The organism is Paenibacillus sp. Marseille-Q7038, assembly GCF_965111595.1.
Genome location: NZ_CBCOOM010000001.1, coordinates 3,528,843 through 3,546,127 on the forward strand (window position 1 = coordinate 3,528,843; position 17,285 = coordinate 3,546,127).

Genomic DNA, 17,285 nt, shown 5'->3' on the forward strand with positions numbered 1-17,285 from the left:
TCCTTGCTGTTTCTGAACATCTCCGTCAGAATTCAAAGGGGCCTTTTTTTCTTTTTATGTTGATATCTCTGTATATTCATCTTATAACTTATGTTTATTTCAATGATCCGCTTTTTGATCGGATTTGGCACCTCTCCATCTTTTCACATTTATGTAATTTTGTCAAATTATCGACTTTTTTATTTTTCACCACGATTCATACTCCTGCTTCTGTTTGAACCACATACCTAGTGAGTCTGGGGCAGCATTTATAAAACCATACTGCTCATATAATCGATCTGCCGGCTTATCTGCAATAAGAGACACAATGCCCCCTGCAGGAACTTGTTCATCTATATAACATTTTATCTCTTGCATAATGATTTTCCCGTATCCTTTCCCCTGCTTATCTGGATGAACGGCAATATCGCAGACTAAAAATTGTAATCCGCCATCTCCGACTACTCTGCCCATTCCGATTAATCTGTTATCTTCCATTAAAGAGACCGCAAATAAAGTAGAAGGCAACCCTTTTTCAGCACCTTCCCGACTCATTTCACTCAGCCCCGCAGCAAGGCGTAGATTTAGATAGGATTCTATCGAAGGAATTTCATAAGTTATCAACACTCGTGTCCACCTCTTTCCTGAAAATTCGATTTTCTATTCCCTTCGTTTCTATTAAATAGAAAGAATAATAATGAGGTCATCCCTGATATTGTAATTGATTTTTAGGTTAAATGAAAACGTGCGTTCCTTTTTAGATGATGGAAAACAATGCTTATCCAGATCTGCAGGGATATGACTTGAAAACCTAGTTTTCATATGCAATAGTGAAAGAAGAAAAGAATGTACGGAAGGAGGAAGAAGCCTGAACATGCTAGCAGGTATCAACACAGTTCCGTTATCAGTACCTACGATTGCCCTCATTGCCTTTTTTATTGTTCTGCTGTTGTGGTTATACATATATCATGCTTCAACGCTGAAACAGAACAAATATAGGCGAGCGGATGAGCTACAAGACACACTTTACGCCTATTCTCGATTGGCTGGCCAAATCACACTTGGCTTACAGCGTGAAGGTCTGCCAGGGGAACCTTTCCATGGCGCCCTTATCCTCGCTCTTCAGGAAAGTAAGTCAGCACCCTGTTTAAACCCTCATGTGCAAGAACAGATTCAAGCTTGTCTTAATGAAAGAGATGAATCCAGACTGGAACTGCTTCAGCGTAGACTTGACCGTGAAATGGCAAAGCTTGCCGCAGAACGAAACCAACTTTTATCTATACTGCATTCGCCTAGCTGGGGACAAGCCCTATGGCAGATTGTACAACCTTTATTTGCCCCTCTTGCTGCAGCAGGGATTGCGTTCCTAGTCTATCAGTTTATCGTGGAGATTGATTCGGCTATCACACTATCGGTGTATGATTGGATTATCGTCTCAGCTAGATTCGTTTCCGGGCTTATCACTATAGCGTATATCTACATTCTCGCTTTGTCCAAACCTCGAACGGCTACAGGTTTTATGAATATTGTGTTATCGATTCTTATCATTCTCGCCGCATTGTTCCACTTGATCGGACTATCTGCAGCTCCCTATGTGCTTGGGGTTCAGCTTCTTTTATTCCTGCTCGGATTCAGACTTAGCAAGCCCCCTTCACGTAAGGAGCGACCTTATGTAGGTCATCCCGATTTGATGTCCAACCGTCCGGTGATCCATCATGCAGAGGTTCCCGCAATAGAGGAGACAAAAGAGGATCAAGATTTAGATAAAGATGAAGATAACAAATGATATTGGAATGCAATACTAGTAGATAAAGAAGCATGTAAAAAGAAATCCTTCCTTGGATGTGCACTGGGAAGGATTTCTTTTTTGTATTTTATAGAAAAAAATCACTCTCATAAGAGTTGCTTCCTGACTACAGGATGATAAACAAATCATGAGGTGATACGACATGGATCCTGCCTATTTATCTAAATATGTGAACTTTTTAAGAGGTTCAAGTGTTATATAGGTAGGTTACCGTAACACCCAATACATATTTTGAGTTCCCTACCGATCCAAGAACCTGGCTAGAGTTTAAATATAGAACAATTAGTTCTCACCATTCTCAAACGGGAGAAGCCGGATATTGGGGAGAGGAGCTAGGCAGTTCAGATGTACATTTCTTCTATCCAGAGAAGCGGGATGTCATATTTTATCAAGGTGAATACACAGTAAAATCTGACAATAGCAACAAAGAGGATTTTCTTATCGTTGTATCCGAAGAGTGGATGAAAGACGGAACTCGTTATATAAAAGGGTCTTTCGATAACAAAACTTATTTATATAAAGAGATAACCCCTGGTAAATGGGAGGAGGTCAAGCAAAAGTAAAAAAAGATATGCATGTTCACTTCGAAAATAATGACAAAAAACTCTCCCAGTCACGAGAAAGCTTCTCATATTCCCTCACCCTATACAAAAATATGATGAACCAAGTTGTCTTATTCATCTGCTTTTTACACGTGGGGAGGAAGCTTTGCCCTTTCTCACCCTACAACGTAACTCTAGGGAATAAGATCATTCCGAGATCATAGCGACTTTTGGCTTTGGCTGGACCATTTACTTCTTCGAATCTACTTCCGTCCAGCCAAAACAAGCGGAGCATGAGCACGGAAGGAACGTTTCCCGCCACAACAAATAAAAGGCAGCTAAATACTAGCATGCCTCCCCTCTTTCCTAAAGACCATGCTGTTTACCCGAAGGAAACAGCGACGTCCTTTACCCCTCCCACACGTGGGGAGGAAGCTTTGCCCTTTTTCTCCCTACACAAATGTAACTCCAGGGAATAAGATCATTCCGAGATCATAGCGACTTTTGGCTTTGGCTGGACCATTTACTTCTTCGAATGTACTTACGTCCTGCCAAAACAAGCGGAGCATGAGCACGGAAGGACCGTTTCCCGCCACCTCACAGTACCGATGAGCACAGAATAACCGCTTACGCCTTACCTGCCCCTGCCGAAGTTCTCCCACCATTGCCCGCTGACGAAGTACGTGTCTTATTATCGTATCGTTTACGCTCAGTACGCTCGATCTGTACAATCTGACCTTCATGCACCACGATAGAAACAGAGCCGAATTCCATCTCATTCAGTAATTCAGCAATCCGTTCCAACCACACTTCATCCACTTTTAGCGGTTTCGCCATTACAAACGCCTCCTGTTTATATTAGGCCACTGCCCTCTATGGGATTATGATCAATGTGTACTTTTTCTGCTAAAGAAGCTTTTTAATATCAACGTTGCTAGAGCAAGCAACAATAACAATGAGGCTACAGCAAAAGAGGCAGAAAATTGATATTCGTTATACAAAATTTCAACATGCAGAGGCAAGGTGTTCGTCTCTCCCCGGATATGCCCGGATACGACAGATACAGCCCCGAATTCCCCCATCGCTCTTGCATTACATAAAATAACACCGTACAGTAAGCCCCACTTGATGTTAGGCAGAGTAACCGAGAAAAATACTCTCCAACCTTTAGCACCCAGCATTACCGCTGCTTCTTCTTCCTGTGTTCCTCGGTCTTCCATGAGCGGAATAAGTTCTCTTGCTACAAAAGGAAAGGTAATAAACAAGGTAGCTAGAATAATACCGGGTACCGCAAAAATAACCTTCGTATTCATTGCTTCCAGCAAAGGGCCAAACCAGCCGCTTGCCCCAAACACGAGAACAAACATAAGACCGCCGACTACAGGCGAGATGGAGAACGGAAGGTCAATTAAGGTGATTAGCAGCCCCTTACCGCGAAAATGGAATTTCGTGATAAGCCAAGCAGCCATAACCCCGAAAATGGTATTCAGCGGTACGGTAATTGCCGCTACGATTAAGGTGAGTTTCAATGCCGCAAGCGCATCCGGTTCCGTAAGAGCCGCGGTAAATACGCCAACCCCTTGTTTTAATGCTTCCGTGATCACGATAACGAGGGGCAAAATAAGGAGCCAGCCCATCACAAGTACAGCCGCTCCGATTAGTGTCCACTTGACCCAGGTAGCTTCGCTTGCTCCCCGGGATGCTTTTGTCTGTACTTTAGCTCCTGTTCCTAAAGGTACGGTTCCTGCCATTATGGATTCCTCCTTTTCTTTATCTGCGGGATGTTTTGCGGCTCCAGCGCTGCAGGGTATTAATTAGAAGCAGCAGAACGAAAGATACGAGCAAGAGCAATAAAGCGACGGCTGTAGCTCCTGCATAATCGAATTTTTCCAACTGTGTCATAATGAGCAGTGGAGCAATTTCTGTTTTCATAGGCATGTTTCCCGAGATAAAGACGACCGAACCATACTCCCCAATTCCCCTTGCAAATGCCAGCGCAAAGCCGGTCAAAAGAGGAGGAATCAGTTCAGGCAGAATCACTTTACGAAACGTCAGCCAGCGTCCTGCACCCAGCGTTGCCGCCGCTTCTTCTAAACCGGTATCGAGTTCAGCTAGAACGGGCTGAACGGTTCTTACGACAAACGGAATACCGATAAACATAAGCGCGAGCGTAATGCCCAGTTGTGAAAAAGCAACCTTGATTCCGAGCGGATCAAGAAGGGAACCGATCCAGCCGTTAGGCGAATACAAAGCGGTAAGTGCCACCCCAGCAACTGCCGTAGGCAGCGCGAATGGCAGATCAATAATCGCATCAAATATTTTTTTGCCGGGAAACTCATAACGTACCAGAACCCATGCCAGCAGCAGACCTAGAAACAAATTCGCAAAAGCAGCAAAGCCAGCAGTCATAAAGCTGACCTTAAAAGAGGCCAAAATCCGAGGATTGCTAGCCATATCGAAGAACTTGCCCCATGTAAGACCTGTTGAATTAAACAGAAGTGCAGCCAGTGGAATGAGTACCACGAGGCTTAAGTATAAAACCGTAAAACCCATTGTTATTCCAAAACCAGGGAGAACCCTTACTTTGGAAGTTCCCACTCCACTACTACTCATACCTGTCCATCCCTTCATGCCTCCGGTTTTTTTCCGGTCAGCCGTGCCATAGCTTTAGCTGCCTGGTGTATAGATTTGTTCGAAAATGCCGCCTTCACTGAAATGTTTCTCCTGTGTTTCTTTCCATGTGCCAAAGACATCCTGAAGTGTGAACAGCTTGATCTCAGGGAATGCATCTTTGTACTGCTCGACTACAACATCTAGTGTAGGACGATAATAATTTTCTGCTGCAATTTTTTGCCCTTCTTCACTGTATAGGTAGGTAAGATAAGCTTCTGCTACCTCTCTTGTACCTTTTTTCTCTACATTCTTATCAACCACAGCAACGGGTGGCTCTGCTAGAATACTGACCGAAGGATAGACGATATCAAATTTGTCTGGTCCCAGTTCTTTTACAGATAACTGAGCTTCATTCTCCCAAGCGAGCAGTACATCACCAATCTCACGCTCTACAAATGTGGTAGTTGATCCGCGCGCTCCTGTATCCAAAACCGGGGTATGTTTAAACAGTTCCGCTACGAACTCTTTTGCTTTGGTCTCGTCATTATTGTTCTTTTGCAGAGCATAGCCCCATGCTGCTAGATAGTTCCATCTTGCACCGCCTGATGTTTGGGGATTCGGTGTAATCACCTCTGTATCACCCTTGATTAGATCATCCCAATCTTTAATCCCTTTTGGATTGCCTTTACGCACAAGAAATACAATGGTTGACGTATAAGGAGCACTGTTATGTTCGAACTTCTCCTGCCAGCCTTCTTCAATGAGGCCTTTTTCTTCTATTGCACTGATATCGTATCCGAGCGCAAGGGTAACTACATCAGCATCCAATCCATCAATAACAGAACGGCTCTGCTTCCCTGATCCTCCGTGGGATTGTTTAACCGTCACTTTCTGCCCTTTCTCCTGTTCATAATAAGCGGCAAAAGCTTTGTTGTACTGTTCATACAGTTCGCGTGTAGGGTCATAAGAAACGTTTAATAATTCAATAGCCCCTGATTTATTCCCTGTACTTTCCCCACCTGCGGATTGTGTATTATCTGCGCCACATGCTGCCAGCGAAGCCGTTAATAATAATGCCATACTGATCGTAAGACCTTTGCGTATACCCTTTTTCATCTAAAATCTCCCCTTCGCCCCAGCTATTAAGTATGAGATATAAAAAATGGAGGAACGAAAGCCCATAGATCAAGGTCAAACCGTCTTAGAATGTACGTGTCTGCCGGATCTACTGCCTTACGTTCCTCATCCGTATGGTAGGTTTCACATTAACATTTATTCCTACCTGTTTAGTATGTTATGTACATTGTAATGAGGCTGAACGCGGCTGTCAAACATTTTTTAACAGTTTTAGTTTCTATATGTTAACCACTCTCTTTTTTACAAATAATTACACTTTTTTCACTTGCAGATAAATATATTAATGCGCATAGCAAAAAGAAGACCGCATGTATGCGATCTTCTGAATGAATGCAGATGTTAATTGTTTTTTTAACAAGATCTGCGCTGTCTTAAGGTGCTGCGGTCAATCGTATATTTGGTGCTGGAGGAGTATTCATCCCTGTGCCGAGGTAAAAACTAGTATGAGGCGGCTGATTGTAGGCCACATTTTGCCATGCAATGCCAAGACGGTAAACAGGATCATGCATCAGCGTATAAATCCTGGTTTCTGTTAGAGCTGTGGTTGTATAGATTCGGAGTGCAGAACTGTCCGTTGTCCGCCAGACGGCTTCTTCCCGCCAATCCCCAAGTAGATCGGCTTGCAGTGCTGGGGTTGCTTTCGTGGTATTATTACTTGCCGCTCCCGATGCAGTGAGCAAATTGGTTACTGTAGAAGTATCATAATTCCATTTATCAATCCGGTTATTATCTAATAATTCACGGCTAAGATCTCCATCCCACCAGATCCCAAAATTCGTGGAAGGCAGCTTGTTACTGATCAGCTGTCCTTTTGCAGTGTACATAGCTCCTGCAGCCCATACTTCTGCCCCTTTATATCTAGGATCGACATCTGCAGCCATTCCTCGTCCGATATCAGCGCTTGTCGGGATACCCCAGATTAACGCACCTGTTCTCGCATCACGGAATTCAAGCCCGGCTGTAGCAGAAGGGGTCTCATGCACCTGGAATACTTCCATACCAGCACGATCTGGATCCAGGTCGCTAAAATGCATAGCATCACCATGTCCAAGCTTCGTCGTGTAGAGTCCCGTTCCATTATCATCCACGGCCATTGCACCATAAATAATCTCGTCTTTGCCATCATTATCGACATCACCAATACTAAGATTGTGGTTGCCCTGACCCGCATACGCACTGTTGCCCGAAGTGTTCGTATCAAAAGTCCAGCGTTTCGTTAATTGCCCATTACGATAATCATAGGCAACGAGGACCGAACGGGTATAGTACCCACGAGCCATAACAAGACTTGGTCTCTCCCCGTCAAGATAGGCGATTCCTGCCAAGAAGCGATCAACCCGGTTTCCATAGTTATCTCCCCAGCTACTTACTGTACCTCGAGGAGGATCATAATTTACTGTTGTAAGTACCTTTCCCGTCAGTCCATTAAAGATCGTCAGGTACTCAGGTCCGGTCAAAATGTACCCGCTGCTATTACGATAGTCTTTCGTTCCATCCCCAATCACAGCACCGGTACCATCTTTGCTGCCATCCGCTGTTTTCATGGCAACCTCCGCTTTTCCATCCCCGTCCAAATCGTATACCATGAACTGAGTGTAATGCGCACCTGCCCGAATATTTTTACCAAGACCAATCCGCCATAAACGGGTTCCATCCAGCTTATAAGCATCAACGAACACTTCCCCTGTGTAGCCGCTTTGGGAATTATCTTTCGAGTTGGAAGGGTCCCATTTCACAATAAGCTCATATTTACCGTCTCCATCGAGATCCCCTGCACTCGCATCGTTTGCGCTATACGTATAATTTACGCCGTCGGGTGTTGTTCCGGCTGCCGGTTTACTTAGCGGAACCGATAAATAATTGGATCCCCACACGCTTACGGCAGAAGAAGCAGCTTGCTCCGTTCCATTAACGATCGCCCTAACCGTATATTTTGAACTGGTTGTACCTGCCGCATCCTGAAGATTCGTACTGTTCATAATCGGTGTTGCATTCACCTTGACAACATCTCGGTAAACATTAAATGTTACGCCAGTTCCTTCTGTGCCCAGCAACCTCCAGCTCACAAATACCCCCGTATCTGTCTTTACAGCAACTACACCTCGGTCGAGATATTCCATCTGTCTTGGATTTGCAGCATGAGCTTGTCCCGATAAGCCACCTGCTGAATAACATATCGCTGTTGCTAAAATACAAATCCCTAATTTCCGTACACCTTTTCTCATTTTCCTGTTCACTACGTATCCCTCCAAGGCTTATTAGGATTGTGGTAAAACTATCAATGAATGTAAGCGCTTTATATTGTGGTTCATATTATATTCTAATCTAATTATTCCTTATATAGGTCTCTCTCCTTAATTTATTGACACTTTCTGCTGTGAGATAGAAATATAGAAAGTAAAATACTGCTATTAAGAATGGGTCGTTTGTCTGGATGAATGCTTATACATCGGCGGTACTTCCCGAATACAGCTATAAGAAGTAGTGTTTGAAGGCAGTGCTTGGATACAGTGAGGGGGACTACAGAAAGAAGGTTTATTATGAGAATTGATCTAGGTTGCGGCAATCAAAAATTGCCTGGATGTATAGGTATTGACCGCTTTCCTTACGATGCAGTGGATATCCTACATGATATGAACGAGCCTCTGCCGTTCGAAGACAATTCCGTCAGCTATTTGATGGCTTCCCATAGTTTGCAGTATGTTCATCATTTAGAGCCTGTTCTTGAAGAGATTTACCGTGTATGTAAACATGGTGCTATTGTATGCATTATAGCTCCTTATGCGCATGTGACAGCACACATGACAAACCCTCATTTCAAACAATTTTTCAACGAGCATTCTCCTCGTTACTGGACGCAGGATCCTCATTATTATGTAGATCAAGAAGAGTATCTCTTTCGTCAACATCCATCGTGGTCCCTTGCCGAAGCGGAGCAGAAGATCAGAATGGACTTTCGGCTCTTGCACCTGGAGTTTTTTTATTTCCCTATCTACAGCGCATACGATGCTCTGGAGCTCAGCTTATTAAGGCAAAGCCAACTTAATGTGGCCTACCAAATCATGTACCAGCTTGTAGTTATCAAAGAAGACATTTCCCCCGAAGAGCTTACCTATCTAAGACAAAGAAGTTGGGAGGAGCCGGAGTATGTGAGCGAGCAGCGTTTATCTTTTCAAAATGAGCGTGAGATTGAAAAAATTTATTATACGGAGCATCTTTCAATGCTCGGCTCTCAGGATGCGGAATCTTCCCACTCTGAAGCCAAACAGACTGCTCCGGTGGAACCGCATTCCCCTTCCTCATCTAAGCCGGAGTCCATAAGCGTGCCGAACGCAGGCAAGCCCGTTAGGAAACCAAAAAGAATATCAAAAAACAAATCTGCCCCCCTCCTTCGTTCCAAAAAGAACCCCATAAAAATGAGAAAGACAAATCCAAAAAAGAAACCCGGAAGGTCTCGATAAGCGAGGCTCTTCCGGGTTTGTATTTTATCAACATCCGAATGAATTCTTCTTATTCTTCCCCTTCCGGATAGACAAGTACATTAACAATGACCGTATAAATACCTTCCTGCGCATCCGTTACGATAAATGTGAATTGATCTGGACCTGTAAAGTCGGGATCAGGGAAGTAGGTATACGTTCCATTTGCATTGAGTACAAGTCTTCCATTGTTCGGGTTATCTATGATCTGTGCTGTAACAATAAGACCGAGACCAATCGTATTTAAATTTCCTGAAAGCGGACGGTTCTCTTCCGTACGAAGCTGAAGGGTTAAGGTGTTGCTTCTTGGTGTCACTCTCACGGAAACAAGGAACAAAGTAATCGTACCTGCCAGGTCCGTAAATTGTATCGTAAATTCATCAATTCCGGTAAATCCGGCATCCGGTGTATAAACAAAAGTGCCATCCGGTCGTAATTCTACTCTTCCCCGTGAAGGGCCGCTCCGCACAAGATAATTCCCCTGACCCGCTGGCAGCGCATCTCTTACAGGGGTTCCTGCTGTCGTAGTAAGCTGGATACTCACGGAGTTTGGATTGCCCGAAGGATATACAACAACACTGACGATGGACAGAGCACTGAGTCCTAGACTGTCACTGACCCTCACACTAAACGTATCCGTCCCCGTAAAACCTGCATTAGGAATATAAGTAAAGCTTCCATCTGGATTTAGCTCTACGGATCCTGAATTCGGGAGACCTGCAAGCTGATAAATCAGCGGAAGCTCTGCCGGATCACTCGCAAGGATGGTTCCAGATACAGGCTGACCTTGTGCTGTTCCAATACCGATGTCGGTTGTAATCGGTCCATTCACCGGTCCAGAAGCACTCACCTCTACAGTGACAGGAATCGATACCGATTCTCCTGCGCTGCTAATTGCAATGATGGTAAAACGATCTGTACCTGTAAAATCAGGATTTGGCGTATACGTAAAGGTACCGTTTGGATTTACAACCACCGCCCCGAACAGAGGAGGAGTTTCTAGTGAATAAGCAAGTGCAAGACCATTTGGATCAATCGCGATTGCTGCTCCATTCACCGCCTGCCCTTGAACCGTAGTTACCCTTACCGGGTTACCAAAAGGAATATCATCATCTACCGTTACTGTCACGGTAGAAATCGCATTTTGACCGTATAGATCAGTAACAATGACACTAAACTGATCTGCCCCAATAAATCCTGGATTTGGGGTATACGTAAACGTACCGTCTGGATTTATAACGACTGTCCCGTTTGCCGGCACTAACGTATAAAGCGTAAAAGTTAGAACTCCATCTGGGGCACTGACTGTTACAGCTCCGTTTACTGGAGTGTTGATAAGGGTAGAAAGCGAGATATCTGGTGCAATCGGCGTGCCGGTAATGACCTGAATGGTCACAATTATATTCGATGATGCACCGTATGCATCTGTAGCAATAACCGTAAACCGATCGGTACCTACAAAAGTTGGACCTGGTGTATACGTGAAACTTCCATCTGGATTCACTGTAACCACACCTTGTTCAGGAGGTATGCCCAAAGTAAAGGTAACCGCCGTACCTTCAGGATCCACTGCGGTTAACAAAGCACTGATTGGATTACCTGCAAACGTTGTAAACGTGACATCATTTACGATTGGTGGAAGGATAGGAATATTGATGGTCACCGTAGAAACCGCATTCCCTCCATTTCCATCACTAACCCATACCGTAAAGGAATCTGTTCCTGCAAAGCCAGCGTTCGGCGTATACGTAAAACTTCCGTCTGGATTCAGCAGGATCGTTCCACTCGTCGGAGAAGAACCCAGGATATAGATGAGCGGATCTCCATCCGGATCGGAAGCGATAATCTGTCCATTAACCGGTGTATTTGGACCTGTTGAAATTACCTGATCCTCAATAACCGGAGGCCGACCAGTCACTTGAATGGTAACCGGAGCTATGGCTGTTCCTCCGTTTCCATCACTAACTAAGATGGTGAACGAGTCACTCCCTACAAATCCGGGATTTGGCGTATACGTAAACGTACCGTCTGGATTCACGATCGCTGTTCCACTCGTCGGAGGAGAATTGATCGTAAAGGTAAGCGGATCACCACCAGGATCGGTTGCAGATATGGCTCCAGATACAGGAATGTTCTCACTCGTCGATACATTAGCACCTGTAGCAGTCGGTGGAAGATTGACTATCATAAGCGTTATTGTACCTATGCCTATCCCCCCTGCAGAATTAGCACTCTGCACGGTGAAACTATCCTGTCCGCTGTATCCGGGATTTGGAGTGTAGGTGAATGTACCATCCGGGTTCACTGTTACCGTTCCGTTCACAGGTGGAGATTGTAAAGAATAAGTGAGCGGCAGCCCGTTTGGATCAACAGCAACGATTTGACCCGATATCGGTATATTTACTCCGGTTGTAAGGTTCTGACTTTGAACTGCAGGAGGGCTCGCATTCACGTTTACCGTAATCGCAGCTATTGCCGTTCCTCCTCGTCCGTCACTGACCGTTACAGTAAAGAAGTCCGTGCCGTAGAACCCGCCCGCAGGTGTATACGTGAACGTTCCATCTGGATTTAAGATCAGGGTTCCATTGGCAGGAGGCGATTGTACTGTATAGGTAAGCGGGTCTCCATCGGGATCCGTTGCAATGACTGCTCCTGTTACCGGTATTGGCTGCACTGTGGATACGATTGAGTTTTGAGTGAGTGGCGGCTGATTAACAACTTGAACATTGACCGTTGATACCGCCGTTCCTCCTTTTCCGTCACTCACGAGTATAGTGAAAGCATCAGGACCTACAAAACCTGGATTTGGGGTATAAGTGAAAGATCCATCTGGATTCACTACTGCGGTACCATTTACCGGCGGTGATAAAAGACTAAACGTAAGTGGGTCCCCTTCCGGATCCGTTGCTGTCACTTGCCCTGATACCGGTAAATTAATCGACGTCGAAACACTTACATCGGTCGTTACCGGCGGGAGATCCGTTATGTTAACAGTAGCCGTCGCTATTGCTGTTCCGCCTAGACCGTCACTAATGAGTACAGTGAAACTATCTGAACCTACATACCCTTGGTTCGGTGTATATGTGAAAGTTCCATCTGGATTTACAGTGACAGCTCCGTTTGCTGGAGGTGTGAGTAAACTAAATGTAAGCGGGTCACCCTCGGGGTCTGTTGCCGTCACGGCTCCAGCTACTGGTGTATTTTGTGTGGTAGACACACTAGTTCCTACAGCTATAGGCGGGCTATTCGTCACATCAATCTGGACGGTTGCTATCGCCGTCCCGCCTTTTCCGTCATCGACTAACACAGTGAAGCTGTCTCTACCTACATAACCTGCATTCGGCGTATAAGTGAACGTGCCATCTGGATTCACAACCGCTGTGCCGAAAGCAGGGGCTGCATTCAGCGTATACGTAAGCGGATCACCATCAGGATCAGTTGCCGTAACAGTACCAAATACAGAGACTCCGTTCGGTGTAGCAAGGAGTAAATCCTGGGCTACAGGAGGCTGATCAATAATGTTAACTGTGACTACAGAGGTTGCCGTGCCTCCTCTTCCGTCACTAACCAGTACAGAGAAAGTGTCAGTCCCGACGACACCCGGATTTGGCGTATACGTAAAGGTTCCATCCGGATTAATCAACGCTGTACCCAGTGCTGGTGCAATGGCTAATGAGTACGCTAACAGGTTTCCATCCGGGTCCGTAGCTACAATCTGACCACCAACCGGGGTATTCTGTACAGTGTCAAAAGAATAATTCGGTACTACCGGAGGCTGGTTATCTACGTTAATGATTACGACCGAGGTGGCGAAAACCCCGCTTGTATTTGTAACGAGCACAGAGAAAGTGTCCGTTCCAGCAAACCCCGGGTTCGGTGTATACGTAAAAGTTCCATCTGCTGAGTTTAAAGCAACAGAGCCATTCGCAGGCCCAGCCGATACAGTATAGGTCAGAGTCTCGCCTTGCGGATCGGTAGCTACCACCTGGCCGGATACGGGAATGTTTGTATTCGTATCCAGCGTTACATCTGATGTAACAGGCGGAGCAACCGGGACACCGACTTGAACATTAGAGGTAGCCGTACCCCCTTTTCCATCGCTGACCAATACAGAGAAGTTATCAATTCCGAAAAAGTTGAAATTTGGTGTATACGTAAAGGTGCCATCCGGATTCAGTACAACAACTCCATTACTCGGTGGCACAGATACTGTATACGTAAGCGGATCGCCATCGGGATCCGTTGCAGGAATTTGACCCGCTACCGGTGTGTTGACGTTCGTCGTTATAGTCAAATCCTGTGCTATAGGCGCTTGATCCTCTACCCTGACAATAGCCGTTCCCACTGCTGTTCCGCCCTTCCCATCACTAACAAGAACAGTAAAGGAATCGGTGCCTACAAACCCGGAAGCAGGAGTATAAGTAAACGTGCCGTCTGGGTTTACGACTGCTGTCCCATTCGCTGGAAGAGATGAAAGCTGATAAGTAAGAGCATCCCCGTCTGGATCCGTCGCAATAATCTGTCCAGATAAGGCTGTATTTTGTAGTGTAGTGAAATTTTGCGTTTGAGCTATCGGTGGCTGGTTAACGACGTTAATGGTCACTGTTGCAATAGCCGTTCCTCCAAATCCATCAGACACCAGTACAGTAAAAGAATCAGGTCCTGTAAAACCGGTATTCGGTGTATAGGTGAAACTTCCATCTGGATTCACAACTGCCGTGCCGCTTACAGGAGAAGATTGCAAAGTATACGTTAATGGATCCCCGTTCGGATCTGTGGCAATTACCTGGCCTGTAGCCATCATATTTTGGAGCGTCGAAAGAGAAACATCGCTTGTCGATGGTGCTTGATTCAGCACATTAATAGTCACATTACCTACCGCTGTTCCTCCAAGCCCATCCGATACAAGATACGTAAAAGCATCCGTTCCCGAGAAATTCGCGCCCGGTGTATACGTAAAAGTGCCATCTGGATTAATTACTACTGTTCCGTTTATCGGTGCTGAATTCAAACTGTACGTTAACGGATCTCCATTAGGGTCTGTTGCTACAACTTGACCTGATGCCGGTGTATTCCCTGCCGTTGTTAAAGTCAAATTTTGTGGAATAGGTGGTTGGTTAGTTACCTGGATCGTCACAACAGAGATTGCCGTGCCTCCGTTTCCATCACTGACGACCACGTTAAACGTGTCCGTACCGACGAATCCGGGATTAGGTGTATACGTAAAAGTGCCATCCGGATTTACCACTGCAGTTCCATTAGCCGGAGCCCCAGTCAAAGCAAATGTGAGTGGATCACTATTCGGATCCGTAGCAGTTACTTGCCCTGATACAGGGATGTTCTCTCCAGTTCCGAGATTAAGATTACTTGTGACAGGTGGTAAATTAACAACCTCAATCGTTACCGTAGATACCGCAGTTCCCCCACTAATATCCGTTACAAGCACGGTAAAAGAATCGGTGCCGATAAAGCCAGGATTCGGAATGTACGTAAAAGTGCCATCCGGATTTACTTGTGAGGTACCATTCACAGGGGACGTGTTTTGTGTAAAGGTGAGCAAATCGCCATCCGGATCACTAGCAGTAACCTGACCTGATGTAGCCACATTTGCAGGTGTTGTAAGATTCACATTCTGTGTAATCGGCGGACGATTGAGTATCTGGATGGTTACAGCCCCAATCGCTGTTCCCCCATTCGGATCAGCAGCAAGGAAAGTGAAGGAATCATTTCCTATATAGTCTGTGTTCGGTATATACTCAAAAGTTCCGTCTGGGTTTATGGTAACCGTACCGTTTGCCGGAGCCGAGTTCAGCGTATAAATCAACCCATCACCATTCGGATCCGTAGCAGTTACTTGACCGCTCAGCGGCGTATTCTTACTCGTGGTCAAATCGAGATTATTTGCGATTGGCGGCTGATTCAATACCGTCACTTCCACCGTAGATACAGCGGTCCCTCCGAAACCATCACTTACAAGTACCGTGAAGGAATCATTTCCTGAAAATCCAGCATTCGGGGTATAGGTATAGGTGCCATCTACATTTACTAGGGCGGTCCCACTCGTAGGAACGGAATTGAGAGTAAACGACAACGGATCTCCATCCGGATCGTTGCCTGTAACTTGGCCCGAAACAGCGGTGTTCCCGTTTGTTACCACGGCATAGTTTTGTGTAGTTGGTGGCTGATTGCCGATGGATACAATATTCCCATTTGATCGAGAGGTACCTTGAAAGATAGGGCCTCCAGGTAAACTTTGAAAGTTGTAGGAGATTTCAGCTACATTCGATTGTGCTGATCCAGCAGGTCTTGACACAATTTGTACAGAGTAAACAATCGTAAGTGTCTGTCCTGGGTTCACGGTTCCCAGATCAACACCTGTCGTAGGATCTGCACTTGGCTGGTTTACTCCATTCACAAAGAGAGAACCCGGTACAAAAGTACCTGAAGAAGGAAAATTATCTTTAAGCAAAACAAGTGATGCAGCGGCCGTGCCCGTATTGCTGACGGTTAGTGTGTACTGAATAGAGCTTCCTACAAGCGCAGTTGAGGCATTTGAGCTTTTCGTAAAAACAAAAAATGGAGCATTCACATCCACCTGCAGTCCAAGCGAATTCACCAGGTAAGCATCTCCCTGTGAAGTAGCCTGAATAACAGCTGTGGTCTGGGAGTTAACTAGTGAGGAAGATACATTTACATTCGTAATATCCCAGCCTTGCCTTGCACCAATCGTAGCACCCCCAGGAGGGCTGTTGAGTGTACCAAATGTTCCCCGAGTATCGAGCAAACCTTGATCATTATTAATCTGTGAGCAAAAGAAATTATTCACCGGATTGTTAGGACCGGATATAGGAGCCAGCGTAGCTACAGTAGGTCCGAATCTCAGCTGATCTCCTACGAGCTGCGGATCTCCTTCGCTTGCACTGACCAACAGGCGGCCATTCACCGTACCAGTTACGGGAGTAGCAAATCCGCCAATCGACGTCGTTGTGCTTCCTAAGGCCTGGTTTACGATCTCGGCTCCTACATAAAAACTAATATTTCTAGAAGGTAAAAAAGGGCTCGAATAGATAACAGCCAGCGTCCAGCCAGCAAAATTATCATTGTTATTTGACGCTGTTACCGTAGCCGGTACTGTACCCGCTGCATAGGTACCTGCCCCTCCTTCCTGCACCAACGCGGTAACAATAGCAGAATTCACATAGTTACTACGGATCGGTGCGGTATTTTGTGCGGTTGCCGGGTCAGGAGAGACTGCGGTTGTACCTACAGGTGTAGAAAAAGAGATCGGATTCCCTATAGCACCAAGCACACTTCCTCCCCCTGCATCATAGGAACCCGACCAGATTAATTCAGCGTACAGTACAGATGCACCGCTCGGAATATCTAGCACTGCTCTCGAACCATTTAGTGTATAATTCAGTGTTGTTCCTAATGGAAAGTTTCCAGCTCGAAGTGTCGTATTCAGTGTACTAAATGCTCCAATTGAGCCTGTCGTCCCCTGATTATTCTGGTTTGCTACTTTATTAAGCCCGAGTGTATTCCCGGTAAAGGTAATCGTTCCATTCGTAGTGACGTTATATCTTAAGATATAGGGCATTGCAGACACACACCTCCGCTAGGATACCTACTTGTAGGTCAATATATCGTTACGAAGGTTCGTCCTATTCATAAATCCGTAAAATCCCATAAAAAAACATAAACTTCACCCCCAGGCAAAGTTTATGTTTT

10 protein-coding genes are annotated in these 17,285 nt (G+C 45.5%); 2 read left to right on the top strand and 8 right to left on the bottom strand.

Annotated features, from left to right (window positions below):
* Positions 1–186: 186 nt before the first annotated feature.
* On the bottom strand, positions 187–606 hold the full coding sequence (locus ACWPWY_RS16785) for a GNAT family N-acetyltransferase (RefSeq protein WP_454192689.1): 420 nt from the start codon (positions 604–606) through the stop codon (positions 187–189).
* 247 nt (positions 607–853) lie between these two features.
* Between ACWPWY_RS16785 and ACWPWY_RS16790 the strand changes: the two genes are divergently transcribed.
* Positions 854–1,765, top strand: coding sequence for a hypothetical protein (locus tag ACWPWY_RS16790; protein ID WP_454192690.1), 912 nt, complete (start codon positions 854–856; stop codon positions 1,763–1,765).
* 744 nt (positions 1,766–2,509) lie between these two features.
* Here ACWPWY_RS16790 and ACWPWY_RS16795 read toward each other — a convergent pair.
* The 6 genes from ACWPWY_RS16795 to ACWPWY_RS16820 all read right to left on the bottom strand — a co-directional run bounded on the left by ACWPWY_RS16795 (position 2,510) and on the right by ACWPWY_RS16820 (position 8,303).
* Positions 2,510–2,680, bottom strand: a complete 171-nt coding sequence (locus tag ACWPWY_RS16795; protein ID WP_454192691.1) for a hypothetical protein — start codon at positions 2,678–2,680, stop codon at positions 2,510–2,512.
* Positions 2,681–2,955: 275 nt separating this feature from the next.
* A complete protein-coding gene (locus ACWPWY_RS16800; RefSeq protein WP_454192692.1) occupies positions 2,956–3,165 on the bottom strand; it encodes a YezD family protein in 210 nt (69 codons plus the stop codon).
* A gap of 50 nt (positions 3,166–3,215) precedes the next feature.
* The gene (cysW, locus tag ACWPWY_RS16805) at positions 3,216–4,079 is read right to left on the bottom strand and encodes a sulfate ABC transporter permease subunit CysW (protein WP_454192693.1); all 864 of its coding nucleotides are present in this window, start codon (positions 4,077–4,079) and stop codon (positions 3,216–3,218) included.
* A 19-nt stretch (positions 4,080–4,098) separates the two neighbouring features.
* On the bottom strand, positions 4,099–4,941 hold the full coding sequence (gene cysT / locus ACWPWY_RS16810) for a sulfate ABC transporter permease subunit CysT (RefSeq protein WP_454192694.1): 843 nt from the start codon (positions 4,939–4,941) through the stop codon (positions 4,099–4,101).
* Positions 4,942–4,995: 54 nt separating this feature from the next.
* A complete protein-coding gene (locus tag ACWPWY_RS16815; protein ID WP_454192695.1) occupies positions 4,996–6,057 on the bottom strand; it encodes a sulfate ABC transporter substrate-binding protein in 1,062 nt (353 codons plus the stop codon).
* 392 nt (positions 6,058–6,449) lie between these two features.
* On the bottom strand, positions 6,450–8,303 hold the full coding sequence (locus ACWPWY_RS16820; protein WP_454192922.1) for a rhamnogalacturonan lyase: 1,854 nt from the start codon (positions 8,301–8,303) through the stop codon (positions 6,450–6,452).
* 315 nt (positions 8,304–8,618) lie between these two features.
* Here ACWPWY_RS16820 and ACWPWY_RS16825 point away from each other — a divergent pair, with 315 nt between their 5' ends.
* Complete coding sequence (locus ACWPWY_RS16825; RefSeq protein WP_454192696.1) at positions 8,619–9,539, top strand: class I SAM-dependent methyltransferase; 921 nt, start codon at positions 8,619–8,621, stop codon at positions 9,537–9,539.
* Positions 9,540–9,588: 49 nt separating this feature from the next.
* Here the strand turns inward: ACWPWY_RS16825 and ACWPWY_RS16830 are convergent, their stop codons facing one another.
* On the bottom strand, positions 9,589–17,154 hold the full coding sequence (locus ACWPWY_RS16830; protein ID WP_454192697.1) for a beta strand repeat-containing protein: 7,566 nt from the start codon (positions 17,152–17,154) through the stop codon (positions 9,589–9,591).
* Positions 17,155–17,285: the final 131 nt, after the last annotated feature.

What these genes read in the sequence shown, in the direction of transcription:
- ACWPWY_RS16790 (WP_454192690.1), top strand. Translation starts at nt 854, where the DNA reads ATGCTAGCAGGTATCAACACAGTTCCGTTATCAGTACCTACGATTGCC.
- ACWPWY_RS16795 (WP_454192691.1), bottom strand. Translation starts at nt 2,680, where the DNA reads ATGCTAGTATTTAGCTGCCTTTTATTTGTTGTGGCGGGAAACGTTCCT.
- ACWPWY_RS16800 (WP_454192692.1), bottom strand. Translation starts at nt 3,165, where the DNA reads ATGGCGAAACCGCTAAAAGTGGATGAAGTGTGGTTGGAACGGATTGCT.
- cysW (WP_454192693.1), bottom strand. Translation starts at nt 4,079, where the DNA reads ATGGCAGGAACCGTACCTTTAGGAACAGGAGCTAAAGTACAGACAAAA.
- cysT (WP_454192694.1), bottom strand. Translation starts at nt 4,941, where the DNA reads ATGAGTAGTAGTGGAGTGGGAACTTCCAAAGTAAGGGTTCTCCCTGGT.
- ACWPWY_RS16815 (WP_454192695.1), bottom strand. Translation starts at nt 6,057, where the DNA reads ATGAAAAAGGGTATACGCAAAGGTCTTACGATCAGTATGGCATTATTA.
- ACWPWY_RS16820 (WP_454192922.1), bottom strand. Translation starts at nt 8,303, where the DNA reads ATGAGAAAAGGTGTACGGAAATTAGGGATTTGTATTTTAGCAACAGCG.
- ACWPWY_RS16825 (WP_454192696.1), top strand. Translation starts at nt 8,619, where the DNA reads ATGAGAATTGATCTAGGTTGCGGCAATCAAAAATTGCCTGGATGTATA.
- ACWPWY_RS16830 (WP_454192697.1), bottom strand. Translation starts at nt 17,154, where the DNA reads ATGCCCTATATCTTAAGATATAACGTCACTACGAATGGAACGATTACC.